At 59.3% G+C, this 12,684-nt stretch carries 9 protein-coding genes; 3 read left to right on the top strand and 6 right to left on the bottom strand.

Features of this window, described 5'->3' with window-relative positions:
• Positions 1-16: 16 nt before the first annotated feature.
• Positions 17-1,006: a replication initiator protein A gene (locus ACOTTU_RS21855; protein ID WP_425661166.1), complete on the bottom strand. Its 990-nt coding sequence runs from the start codon at positions 1,004-1,006 to the stop codon at positions 17-19.
• A gap of 393 nt (positions 1,007-1,399) precedes the next feature.
• Here ACOTTU_RS21855 and ACOTTU_RS21850 point away from each other — a divergent pair, with 393 nt between their 5' ends.
• Positions 1,400-2,803: an AAA family ATPase gene (locus ACOTTU_RS21850; RefSeq protein ID WP_425661164.1), complete on the top strand. Its 1,404-nt coding sequence runs from the start codon at positions 1,400-1,402 to the stop codon at positions 2,801-2,803.
• Positions 2,781-3,722, top strand: a complete 942-nt coding sequence (locus tag ACOTTU_RS21845; RefSeq protein ID WP_425661162.1) for a ParB/RepB/Spo0J family partition protein — start codon at positions 2,781-2,783, stop codon at positions 3,720-3,722. Before ACOTTU_RS21850 ends, ACOTTU_RS21845 begins: the two co-directional genes overlap by 23 nt.
• Positions 3,723-3,802: 80 nt before the next feature.
• On the opposite strand, the gene galE is transcribed toward ACOTTU_RS21845, so the two are convergent.
• Complete coding sequence (gene galE, locus ACOTTU_RS21840; RefSeq protein ID WP_425661160.1) at positions 3,803-4,813, bottom strand: UDP-glucose 4-epimerase GalE; 1,011 nt, start codon at positions 4,811-4,813, stop codon at positions 3,803-3,805.
• Positions 4,814-5,317: 504 nt separating this feature from the next.
• On the opposite strand from galE, the gene ACOTTU_RS21835 reads away from it, so the two are divergent.
• The gene (locus tag ACOTTU_RS21835) at positions 5,318-7,246 is read left to right on the top strand and encodes an Ig-like domain-containing protein (RefSeq protein WP_425661158.1); all 1,929 of its coding nucleotides are present in this window, start codon (positions 5,318-5,320) and stop codon (positions 7,244-7,246) included.
• A 16-nt stretch (positions 7,247-7,262) separates the two neighbouring features.
• On the opposite strand, the gene ACOTTU_RS21830 is transcribed toward ACOTTU_RS21835, so the two are convergent.
• From ACOTTU_RS21830 to ACOTTU_RS21815, 4 genes are all read right to left on the bottom strand, one after another.
• Positions 7,263-7,922, bottom strand: a complete 660-nt coding sequence (locus tag ACOTTU_RS21830; RefSeq protein ID WP_425661156.1) for a rhomboid family intramembrane serine protease — start codon at positions 7,920-7,922, stop codon at positions 7,263-7,265.
• A gap of 45 nt (positions 7,923-7,967) precedes the next feature.
• Positions 7,968-9,296 carry a hypothetical protein gene (locus ACOTTU_RS21825; RefSeq protein WP_425661154.1) on the bottom strand — a complete coding sequence of 443 codons (1,329 nt, stop codon included), beginning with the start codon at positions 9,294-9,296 and terminating at the stop codon, positions 7,968-7,970.
• A 55-nt stretch (positions 9,297-9,351) separates the two neighbouring features.
• Positions 9,352-9,963 carry a polysaccharide biosynthesis/export family protein gene (locus tag ACOTTU_RS21820; RefSeq protein ID WP_298922037.1) on the bottom strand — a complete coding sequence of 204 codons (612 nt, stop codon included), beginning with the start codon at positions 9,961-9,963 and terminating at the stop codon, positions 9,352-9,354.
• A gap of 134 nt (positions 9,964-10,097) precedes the next feature.
• Entirely contained in the window at positions 10,098-12,542 is a 2,445-nt protein-coding gene (locus tag ACOTTU_RS21815) for a tetratricopeptide repeat protein (RefSeq protein ID WP_425661152.1), read from the bottom strand.
• Between the last annotated feature and the right edge of the window lie 142 nt (positions 12,543-12,684).

The following is a 12,684-nucleotide window of genomic DNA, read 5'->3' as shown; positions in this document are numbered from 1 at the left end:
TTGCGGAACCTCCCCCTCAGGAGGCGGCGGCAAGGCGCTTGCGCAGCCAGCCCAGGAAAGCCGCATCCGGCGCACGGGGCGGCCTGCGCCGGGCAAAGCGCTGCCATTCCGCCTCCAGCGCATAGACATCCACACCCGGGGCCATAGCCCGTGCCTGCTCCAAGGTCTCGGAGGACAGGAGCAGTTTGCCCGCCTCATCGATCACCACATCGCGGCGGCTGACAAAGATGATATCCCCCGGTTCCTCGGTCAGCTGATAATCCGGCAGACCGTCGCGGGCGATGATGTCCCGCAGCATGGCCCGAAACACCCGCCGCGGACTGGCGGAGCCGGATTTTTTCAACAGCACTGCCACGGAGACACGCCATCCCGGTTGCTGGCCGCAATGTTTGCGCGCCAGAGCGTAGATTCGCCGCTCCAGCGGGCGACGCAGACCGAAATAATCCCTGTTCAGGGTCAGTACCGACCGCGCCAGTACCGCCTTGTAGATCCAGTCACTGAGCGTAACACTGACCGACACCATGCGCCCGGCCCGGGTTTTGCGCACGATCTCCCAGGCTTCAATCAGACCAAAGCCGCTGGTCACCTCCGTATCCCCGGTGGCAATATTGGTGGTGATCCGGGTCCCTGCCAGCCGCTCAAAGGCTTCCTTGAGGCGCCGGTAGGCATCGCCACTGGTCTCCCGGCCCGTGGCCAGCAGCAGATCATGCGCGGTCAGGGTCAGACGTCGCGATATCGGTCGGCCTGCATTCAGCGCCGCCATCAGCTGGCTGATACAGAAAATCAGGATATCGGCATCAAAGATCGTCGCGCGACCGCGAACCGACGGCGTGACCGTCACCGCCACATCATTGTGGGTGTAATTCAGAATGCGCCTGTCTGGCCGGGTCGCCAGCGAGAAAAGAGGATGCTCCATCGAGGCCAGATCATGTTTGGGGCTCGCCGCGAAAAAATCGCAGACAAAAAAATCGTCCCGCCCCAATGGAGGTGCCACGCCTGTGTTCATCTGCCCAAATGTCCCTTTATGGGATTCGTTGTTTCAGTGACACCCAACTTATCCACAGGGGCGCGTGGGGTATAGTCTTTTGCTTTTGCTTATCGGGGGATCAGAGTCACTACAACGTGGGATCAGAGTCAGTTTATCGGGTTTTCAGAGTCGCCGTTCTCTTTCAAATCAAGTATAAATCATTTATTCTCAAAGCCTTAGAAAAACCTCCTTTACCTCTAACAATTAATAACGAAATAATAACTGAAGTTTTCCTGATCCTTCGAACCCGAACACGGCTCTCCAAGGTAAAACCCCTTTATTTCCTTAGAAAAACCAGAGAAAAGCGGATATCCCTTTCATGTGACACGTTTTGTGGTACATAGGGGAAAACATGATACATGGATGGCATCGATGAGCAGTGATGACCCCGTTCCCTATTTTGATATAGCGCCCGACAACGCCCTTGAAGCGCTTGGTGCGCCGGTGGATACCGCCAGCATCGCGGCCATTGCCGGGGCTTGTCGCAAAGGCCGCGATGACCTGGCCGCACGTGGTCTGAACGAACAGGGCCAAAAAACCCTGCGCCGGTTTTCCACCTGGGAAATTACCAAATACCTGATCCCTGTAGCGCCTGCACATTTTCGGCGCGTGCTCCGCCAGAATCCGGATTTGCCACAGGGGCTGACCGAAACCGAAGGTGGGGCCAAGTGGTTCACCCTTGATGAGGTCCTGCGCCTGCGAGCGCATTTCGCAAGCGAAGGGTCAAAGTCCCGCGATTACCTGCCCTACCGGCCCAAGGGCCTGCCCGCCAAGATCGTCGCGGTCGCCAATTTCAAGGGCGGCGTCGGTAAAACCTCCACGGGTGCGCATCTGGCCATGTCAGCGGCTCTTGATGGCTACAAGGTGCTGGTGCTTGACCTCGACAGCCAGGGATCAATGACCTCGATCTTCGGCGGTCAGGTCAACGATGAATGGGGCACGGTGTTTCCGGTCCTAGCCCGTCATTATGGAGAACACCTGCGCCGCGAAAATCAGGGGCGTCTGGATCGTGGCGAAGCCCCCCTGCCCCTTGATGATACCGTGGCCCAAGCGATGGAAATGCGGGTGCAGGATGTGGTGCAAAAGACCCATTGGCCCAACATCGACCTGCTGGGCGCGCAGCTTGATCTCTACTGGGCAGAGTTTCAGGTGCCGGTCTGGCGCATGCAGGCACGCTCCTGGAAGCTCTGGGACGCCCTCTCGGAGCGTCTGGCGGCTGATGGGGTGCTGGATGACTACGACCTTGTGGTGCTCGATACACCGCCTGCCCTGGGGTATCTGACGATCAATGCTCTGGCGGCGGCTGATATTCTGCTGGTACCCACGGGGGCGAGCTTTCTCGAATTTGAATCCACGGGCCGTTTCTTTGACATGCTGCATGCGACCTTCGCCTCCATCGAGGATGCAGAGAATACCGCCGCGCGGGCTTTGGGGCGTGCCGGGCTCGCCTTTGAATGGGATGCGGTGCGCGCGGTTGTCACCCGGTTCGATTCCGGTCAGCAGGCCGAATTTGCGGCCCTCATGCAGGCCTACCTGGGAACGGCGCTTTCACCTTATCGTCAGGATTTTACCGCTCTCATCGGTCAGGCGGGGGAACAGGTCGCCGGCATCTACGAGGCGGATTACCGCGACTTCAACCGTGAGACCTACGCGCGGGGGCGGTCTGCCTTTGATGCGACCTACGCGGGATTCAAGCGTTTGCTGATCGGGGCGTGGCGCCGGGACGAGTTGGCGGCGCAAGAGGAGAATGCACATGGCAAAGCGCAAGCGTCTTGAGATACCCAATGAGGCCCTAATAAAGCCATCAGACACCGAATCCGCGCGGCCCACGCACGGGCGGATGCCCATTGCAGAGGTGGCGGGGGATACGGCGGCGCGGGCGGCGTTGGACGAGGTAAGCCAGGCCATGGCCACGGCCGAGGCCGAGGGCAGGGTGGTGCGCAAGCTGGCCATGGACAGCATTGAGGTGGATCATCTGAACCGTGACCGCATGGTACTCGATCCGGACGAAATGGCCGCTCTGACCGCATCCCTGACCGAACGCGGCCAGCAAACGCCGATCGAGGTGTTGTCCTTGTCGAAAGGGCGCTTTGGTCTGATTTCTGGTCTGCGCCGCTTTCATGCTCTGCGCGCGATGGGAATGACTGAAGTGCTGGCCTTTGTGCGCAAACCCGAAGGGGCGGCGGCGTCTTATGTGGCCATGGTCGAGGAGAATGAAATCCGCGCCGGGCTGTCCTTTTATGAGCGGGCCAATATTGCCGTACAGGCCGTGGGGGCGGGGGTCTATCCGGACGTGCGCGCGGCGGTGAAAGGGCTCTTTGCCCATGTGCCTGCGGCCAAGCGCTCCAAAATTCTACGTTTCGTAGTGCTGCGTGAAGCGCTGGGGCGTCAGCTACAGTTCCCGACCGCGATCCCGGAGAAGCTGGGTCTGGCATTGGCCACGGCCATTGAGGCCGACAAAAGCATCGCCACGCGTCTCAGCGATGCTTTGCGCAAGACACCGCCACCTGATGCAGCAGCGGAGCGCCGGGTGCTGGAGCGGCCCTTGAAGGCGCCTGTGGCCCCGCCTTCGTCGCCCGAGGAAATCGCCCCCGGTGTCAGCCTGAAGGCAGGCCGTGGTAAGCTGACACTTTCCGGCCCGGCGGTGGATGCGGGGTTTGAAGCGGCCCTGTTGGACTGGATCCGGGCCCGTTAAAGTTTCGCACGCGAAAACGGGATTTACAGACCTTTGTAAACAAATGATTTTTTCGACATAACCCCGGAATTTAGCCGGTATTAGCTGTTTTTCCGAAGCAAATAGGATTGCCACCGCCAGGCATCTTCGCACATGGCGTCAAGATCGCGGCTGGCGGTCCAGTTCAGGCGATCCGCAGCGCGACGGGGGTTGGCAAGCGATGTGGCAACATCGCCCGGGCGGCGCGCGACAATATCGAAAGGCACGGGTTTCCCGCTCGCCCCTTCAAAGGCGCGCACCATTTCCAGCACCGAATAGCCGCGGCCAGTGCCTACGTTGATCGCCTGAACGCCGGGGGCTGTCGCGGTCAGTCCAAGGGCTGCCAGATGGGCCTGGGCGAGATCGACAACGTGGATATAGTCACGCACACCGGTACCATCCGGCGTGTCGTAATCATCGCCAAAAATCGACAGACGTGGCCGTTGTCCCGCCGCGACCTGTGCCACATAGGGCATCAGGTTGTTGGGCGTGCCCGAGGGAGCTTCACCGATCTGCGCGGAAGCATGTGCGCCCACTGGATTGAAATACCGCAGGTTGACGGCCGCGATCTCGGGGTTGGCGACACCCCAGTCTTCGATGACCTGTTCGATCATGCGTTTGGAGTGCCCATATGGATTGGTCGGGCGTAAAGGATGATCTTCGGGGATCGGTACCTGATCGGGGTCGCCGTAGACGGTTGCTGAGGAGGAGAAAACCAACCGACGGCACTTCGCGGCTTGCATCGCCTGTAACAGCACAAGGCTGCCGGTGACATTGACGCGGTAGTATTCCAGCGGATTAGAGACGGCTTCACCAACCGCTTTGAGCCCCGCAAAATGCAACACGGCCTCTGGCGCGAATTCTTGCAGGGCAGCGGTCAGGGCAGGGGCGTCTGTGATATCAACCCGAACGATCCGGGGCGCGTGTCCGGCGATGGCCGTGATACGGTCCGGGACATCCGGGGCAGCATTGGCAAAACTGTCGAGGATCAGGACCTCGTGCCCCTCTTCAAGCAGTTCTACGACTGTGTGGCTGCCGATATACCCGGCCCCGCCTGTTACCGCTACGCGCATCGTTACATTCCCTTGTATTTTCGCAGGCTTTCTAAACCAGAAAATGGGCGTATTGAAGGCGTGTCCGGATTTGCCGGGGTCGGTGGAACTGGCGGGCAGGGCTCTCGGTCCACTGTCTTACGCGGTCATCACGTTAAAGGACGCTGAGCGCAACCGGCAACCTTTCAAAGGCGTGTTTTCGGGGAGATGCTCTATGTTTTGGAGGTGAAATTATTTATGACCGATAAGGCAAGATTATCGGACATAAAGGGGAAGGGCAGGGCGGGGCGGTTTGGGTAAGCCATTATGCCGAAAAGCGCCGCGACATATTGGGCAGGTACTGACCGCTATTCGGTCGCGCACCTTGATGTGATCCCTTGCATCCAAGCCGGTTTTGGCCTTTACCTGATCCACTTTGGTGATCTGTGGCAATAGGTTTTCCCTCATCCCGGTTTCAGGATCACATTTGCTGGCGGGCGGGTGATGGGTGTGGTCAGCGCCGGATTTATCCTTTTAAAGTTGGACATGACGCGTAAAATTTTCCTCACGCTGCTGATGGTTTGCCTGTTGGCGGCCGGTGCCCTGTCTGCACAGAATGCGGCTGAAAAAATCCTGCCCCTTGATGGCTGGATCAACCCCGATGGCAGTGCCGTAGAGCTGAACTGGTTTGATGCCAAACCACCGCGCGTAGGGGGGGTGACGGTCAAGCGACGGCTTTATGGGCAGATCGGTGGGGAGACGTGGCAGGTTATTTCGCCCCCGCTTGGGCCTGCCATGCGCTTTACCGACGAAACAATTGAGCCGGGCGTGGCCTATGAATACCAAGTGCTGCGGAGCGCACGGGACATCGTTGATGTCGGATATTGGGTGACGGGGGTCAAACTGCCCGCACAGGCGCAGCGCGGCAATATCTATGTCGTGGTGGATGAGACCATCGCAGAAGAGATTGCTCCCCGCTTGCGGCGCTTTGAGCGCGACCTGACCGGGGATGGGTGGAAAGTGCACCGCCATCTCGCGCCCCGCGGCAACAGCAGGAAGCCGACTGAGAATCTCAAAAAGGTCCTGAGCATCAAGACCTGGCTGCATGAACGTTACCTTGAAGATCCCTTTGGTCAGCATGCCGTGGTTCTGGTGGGTCATATTCCGATGATCAAAAGCGGCAGAGCCAATCCCGATGGGCATGAACAGGTCGCCCATGCCAGCGATCTTTTCTATGCGGATATGGATGGCAGATGGGCCGTCACCCGCAAGGGGGTGCTTCTGGACAACCGGGTGCCGGGTGATTTCATCGAAACGCAGATCGGCCGGATTGATTTCAGCAATGTCAGCGCTGGCAAGCGTGATGCCGAGATTCACCTTCTTAGAGCCTATTTTGACAAGAACCACCATTGGCGCATGGGCCTGTTTGGAGACCTCAGGGAGGCTTATGGCAAGATCGGGCATCTGACGGTTGAAGCTTTCGGTCTGCGCAACGTCGTGGGTCCCAATGCAGTGGCGGAAGGCGGGCACCATGATGTTGGCGAACAAAAGCCATGGCTCTGGGGCGTCGATTTCGGGGATTGGAACGGATATATCTATGCTGAGCAATATGCCAATAAGGCGGTCTTTGCGATCAACTTCGGCAGTGGCAAACAAAAGATCGGAAGCCCATTCAACCCGATGACGGCCCTGTTGGCCCAGCCTTGGTACACCATCGCTGTCGGCTGGGGCGCGCGCCCGGCCTGGTGGCTGCATCACATGGCCCTGGGGGGGACAATCGGGGATGTGCACATGCGCACAGTCAACAATGGGGTCGCCGACAAACCTTACCGCGAAACGATGGATTACTACCCGACAGGTGGGTATTTATGGCGCAACCCGGTTTGGGTGAACCTTCTGGGGGATCCCAGCACACGGGCCTTTATGCTGGCCCCGGCAACCGGGCTCAGCGCCCGGGAAACAGACCAGGGGGTGCGGCTTTCCTGGGCGGCGCCTGCCGATCCTGACGTCATTGGCTACCGGCTTTACCGCGCGGCACCGGGCAGCATGGATTTCACCGCATTAAACGAAGGCGCGCTGGTCGAGAACCTGACCTTCCTGCATGAGACCTCGGAGAGATCCGGGCGGTACATGGTGCGCGCCTATGGGCTCAAACGTGTTCATGCGGGCTCTTTTTATACGCTCTCCCAAGGGGCTTTTGCCGAAACCGGGGCTGATCCGGAGCAGGGGACGGCGCTGACACTCGCGACCCCCTCTGATCAGGCGGTTGCTCTGCCCAAAGCCTTCAGTCAGGTGACAGATGGTAAAATTCACGCCGTCATCGAAGGCCCCCTCACGGGGCAGCTCAGCCATGATGGCACGGATTGGTTCTACACACCGCCCGCCGGATTTGCCGGGACGGTGCCGCTGCGGTTCACTGTTTCAGATGCCCTGCAAACCGTTGAAGGGGTTCTGACCATCACGGTTGGGGGATGACCCGGCGCCTTTGATCTTACTGCCGTGGCCTTGGATCGATGACCATGGCCGCCAGCCAGCCTGAAACGAAACCACCCAGATGGGTTTCCCAGGCCAATTGCCCGTCCAGGGCCCACCACATCACGACGTTGAGGGTCAGCAGCAGGCCCGCAGCCCGCGCCACGGGCCAGAGCGCTTCCTGCAGGGTGAAGCGGTCGACATAGCCCCAGGCGAGCAGCCCGCCTGCAAGTCCAAAAAGCGCGCCCGAGGCTCCCACCATCGGCGCGGTTGTCGAGGCCAGCAGCGCAAACCCTGTCGCCCCGCCCAGAAGGGCTGCGCAATAAAGCATCACGAACCCCTTGAGACCGACCCGGTCCAAAACCGCAAGACCCAGCGACCACAGAGTGGCCATATTGATCACAAGGTGCAGCAGGCCGCCGTGCAGGAAGCCGTAAGTCAGAAACATCAGGTAGGGCTGGCTGGGATAGTTCGGCACCCAGGATTGCAGCAAGCCAACCCAGAACCCGCCGTATTCATAGGCGATCAACCTCAGACGGGGGGCATTGAGCACCTGCCAGTCGGCCAGTTGCAACACCAGTTCGATCACGCTGCACAGCGCGATCACGGCGATCAGGATCCAGGGCCTTTCGGGGAGATCGGCAGGAGGGGAAGGCTCAGACGGAGCAGGCGTGGTCATGCGCCACAATGGTCCGTCTGTTGCAGGCAATGCAAGATAGGCGCATCAGGGGGTCCAGTTGAAACTGCGCTGGAGGCCGACAAAAACCGTGTTTGACCGGCGGTCCCGGGCGTTATCCTCGGCGGAGAAGGAATGAGAGAACCCGCTGACCAGCCCCCAGTCGCGGGTCAGGTCGTAGCGGTAGGTCAGGTTGACATCCAGACGTTTGCCGTCACTGCCGTTTTGCTGCAATTCGTTCCGGTTAAAGAAGGAAACGCTCAGCCCAAAGCTGGAGATGCTGTTGATCCGCTGATCGTAGCTTGCGCGCAGGCTGGTGTTGATGTCCTCGTCGTTGTTGCTGTCGGTGTTCACGCTTTGCGCCAGACCAAAGCTCAGAACGGCGGTTGGCAGCTCATGGCGGTATTCAATATCGACCAGGGGATCGGTGCCGACCACATCAGCCCCGGTCACGCCCAGGGTTACGGACAAAGCGCCCCGTGGCAGTTCCAGGTTCCGGCTGACATTCAGGAAAGACCGGCGGCCATCGTCGTTGCTTGAGACATCGGAGGCAAAGTTCAGCCCCACGGAGCCATTGGGCAAAGCACGGGTCAGGCCAAAGCCAACGCTCACCCCTTCATCTGTCCCCACCTCGTTGCCAGAGCGTTCAATACTGTCATAACTCAAGGAAAGATCGGCTGTGAGGATGGGCGTGACCTCCAGAACAACCCCGGCCCCGAAGCCGATGGTTTCCCGGTTCACCCCGTCGCCTTGCGCGTCGAAATCCCTGTAACTGGCGGTCAGGTTGGCAGTGATGCGGCGATCAATGCGAAAATCAACCTGTCCTGAGACCTCATTGGTGCTCTGATCTGTCAGATCGGGATCATTGGTGCCGCTGAAGGTCAGCTCGCTATAGCGCCAGTTGAAACTGGCCCCGATGGGGGCTTCGCGTCCGATCGCGCCTTCAAGACCAAAGTTATAGCTTTGCCGCGTGCCGCTGTCCTGATTGATGATATTGCCGTCCTGATCGAAATCCGCATCCAGCGAGGAGTTGTTCGTATCGGACTCGCGATAGCTGGCATTAAGGCCCAAGAGAGCATTGCGCGTGTTGCGGTCATAGTTGAGCCCGACCGTGGAATTCGTCAGATCAAAACTGGACTGGTTATCGCGGCCTTCCTCGATATCCGTACTAAGGTTCAGTGCAATGCGGTCAACGGAGGTGATGCTCTCAAGACCGAACCCCAGCACGGTGCGGCCAAAGAAATCAGATTCCCCATCTGCTTCGAGATCAGGGTTGTCGCTGTATTCCAGACGCTGCGTGACATCAAAGCGCGCAATAAAGCCGGGCGGGGCCACATCCTGAGCCCGCACCACAGCACCAACCGTGCACAAAATCAAAAACGCCCCGGTTCCCTGGTGCGTTCTTGTGGTTTTCCGCCTGTGCGAATGCCTGTTATTCGAACAGACGCCGTTCTGGTACCAGAATGACATCTCCGTCCTTCAGCTCGATATCGTTTGTCACAGCCCCGTTGGCCAGGGCTTTATAATTCAGGATCGTCACACGTTGTACACCGCTTCGATCCGTGCGGCGCAGCTGAACGCGTTTGATCGCTGCAAATCTTGATACACCGCCACTGATGGCGATGGCCTGCAATAATGTTGTTCCGCGTTTGACCACAACCATGCCCGGGTTGTTCACTTCTCCGACGAAGTAGACGTCAATGCTGGGGCCGGTAATGCCCGTGCGGGCAGCATCCTGCGGATCCTGACGGGGCTGCACGCCGACAAAGACCGTGGGTGGGCTCGCGAAATTGGAGCTGATGGCATCCCGGATGGAGATTTGCACTTGGCTGATCGTGCGTCCCCCGGCCGTCAGGGTGCCTGCAAAAGGAAAGCTGATCTGCCCACTTGGCAGAACAACAACAGCCCGGTCGAGGCTTGGGTCTTCAAGCACTTCCACCTGTAGCACATCACCAGAGCGGATCCTGTAGTCGCCCTGCGCGTTTGCAGAGACAGCACAGATGACAAAGGCCATTACGGCTGACAACAGAGGTATGAGTTTCATATCAGATCACCTTCCCGACGCCTCGGGGTTATTGTTGGAATGAACCGTTCCATAAAAACAAGCTGAAACATCGCGGTGCCCTCATTTCGGCACCGCATTGTAGTGAATACATCACGCTTGCGGCGGGTGGTCGATCACTGTTCGACCAGTGCACGCAGGCGTGCCATTTCTGCACGTGCCTTCTCGATTTGCGGATGGGTATCCGCCGGTCCGGCAATGGTGAGGGCCTTCTGTATCTGCTCCAGCGCTTCGTCATTGCGCTCCAGAGCGGCATAGGTGAAGCCAAGATGCGCCTGGACCACCGGATCTTCTGCCAGCCCGGCTGCAGCGCTTTCCAGATAGGGCAGGGCGCCTTCGGCATCCCCGCGGCGGAACAGCACCCAGCCGTAGGTATCCTGAAGGGCGGGCACTTCGAAATCGCGCAGACGGCGGGCAATCACCCAGGCGCGCTCAAGGCTGTCGGCATCGTCTTTATACGTTGCAAGCAGGCTGGCCAGGTTATTGGCGACAACAACCGCGCTGGAATTCTGCTCGTAAAGCGTCTCGTAAATCCCGATGGCGCCATCGACATCTCCGATACGCTCAAGCCTGCTGGCCTTGGCCCACATGACATTGGGGTGGTTGTTCGTGGCATCCAGCGCTTCTTCGATGATCGCATCCGCCTCTTCAGGGTTGCCCTGACGCAGCGCGATGCGGGTCAGTTGCAGCCAGGCATCCAGCGCTCTTTCAGGGGCTGCTGTGGTCACTTCACGCAAGGTGATCTTGGCGGCATCCAGATCACCGGCTGCAGTCTGCGTGGAGGCCAGCGCCTGCTTGAGCCCAAGATTTTCAGGGTTTTCCGCGACCAGCGCCTGCGCCATGCGTTGCGCTTCCTCGACTTCCCCGACCTGCAAACGGGCGCGCATCAGCACCAACCGCTCGCGCAGGCCAGCATCTTCACCGCTGGAGAGTTCTTCAAGGAACTGCATGGCCTGTTCGGTGCCGCCTTCCTGATTGAGGGCCTGGGCCTGCAATCCATTGGCCACATTGCGCGATTGTTCCGTGTCCAGGCGTCTCAGGGTGTCGATGACCTGATTGGCCCGGGGCAGGTCTTCCATACGCAGATAGAGATCGCCCAGCACGGTCAGAAGTTCGAGGTTGCCGGGGCTTTGCCGGAGCGCCGGCAGCAGGACGTCTTCGGCCGGGAAGAGACGGCCTTCCTGGATCAGAACCCTGGCGTAGCGGAGCGAGGTTTCAGGCGCATTGCCGGAGGCTTCGACAGCCTGGGCGAGGAAATCGCGCGCCAGATCGGTCTCGCCTGTGCGTGTGTGCGCCTCATACATCAGGTTCATCGCCTGAACATCTTCCGGGGCCGTGTCCAGAGCCAGACGCAGGTTGGCAATCGCGGCGTCGGTCTCGTCCGCCTGCAGCTGCCAGCTGGCCTGCATTTTCAGCGCATCAACCGCGGAAGGGTTTTGCTCAAGCACTTCTTCGACAAGACGGCGGGCCCCAACCTGATTGCCGGTATTGACAAGCATCCGCGCCAGGGTGGCTTTGAACCCCGAGCTGTCCTCTTCATTGGCATCGCTCTGTTCCACGATGGCTTCCATCTCGGCGATGGCCTTGTCCTGCTCGCCCGCCTGGAAATCCATCAGGGCCAACATCGCCTTGAAGCGATTGGGATTGGGGTTCACAGCAATCGCACGTTCAATCTCGACACGGGCCGCATCCTCCCCGTGAACCTGCGAGACAAACTGGATCAGATTGACAAAGAGGCCGGGGTTTTCGTCGGCCGGATCGGAAATCTCCCGCAGGAAGGCTTCGGCATCTTCCAGTTTCTGCTGCGATACAAAGAACCGCAGCATCATGCGCTGGATTTCAGTATCGCCGGGGAAACGCTTGACCATGTCGCGCAACTGAACCTCGATTGCGTCGAGATCCTGCATCTGGCCCAGCATCCCCAACCGCTGGGTATAGAGCACACGGTCATCAGGGGCCGCGGCCAGCAGGACATCCATGCGCTCAAGCGCCTTGCTCAGCGCGCCATCCCGCGCATAGCGGTCCATCAGCAACCGGTTCAGGATGTTGCTGTCCGGCAGGGTTGCCAGCAACGTCTCTGTTGGCGCCGTCAAGGCCTGTAGGGCCGGATCGTCTTCTGCAAGGGCGGCTTCGCGGTATTTCAGTCCCAGGCTGATGGCCTGAACGCGCGGATCCTCTGCGGAGAGCTCTACCGCAACAGTGCCGTGGCGGATGAATTCATCCCAATTGCCCGCTTCAAAGGCCAGTTCCGCCAGGGCCCGGCGCGCTTCGAAGTTCTCCGGGTATTGCTCTGCGATGGCCAGATACTGACCATAGGCCGCCCGCGGATTTCCCTGGGTCATGAATAATTCGGCCATGGTCTGGCGGGTTGGAAGATGCGCCTTGTCAAACTCGAAGACATTGCGGAACTGAACCATGGCCCGGTCCGTATCACCGGATTCAATCAGGGCCAGCCCCGACTGGAAATATTCCTCAGCGCGGTCTGCATCTGATTTGCACCCTGCCAACGCAAGAAAGACCGCAGCGGCCAGAGCGGATTTGGAGAGGGTCGGAGCAAACATAACATTTCCCTGATAGATAATGAGATCGATTCAAAGAGTAATACATCGCCCCAAGCAGGGCCAGCATGCTGGCGGGGGCATCTTAAAACAATCTATTGAAAAAGAAGTGTCAGAGCAGATTTCGACCCGATGGGAGCCGGTG

Source organism: Roseobacter sp. EG26 (genome assembly GCF_049830555.1).
In the GTDB taxonomy this organism is placed as follows: Bacteria; Pseudomonadota; Alphaproteobacteria; order Rhodobacterales; family Rhodobacteraceae; genus Roseobacter.
Note: the sequence above shows the minus strand (reverse complement) of the source record. Positions and strands in the feature narration are given on the sequence as shown.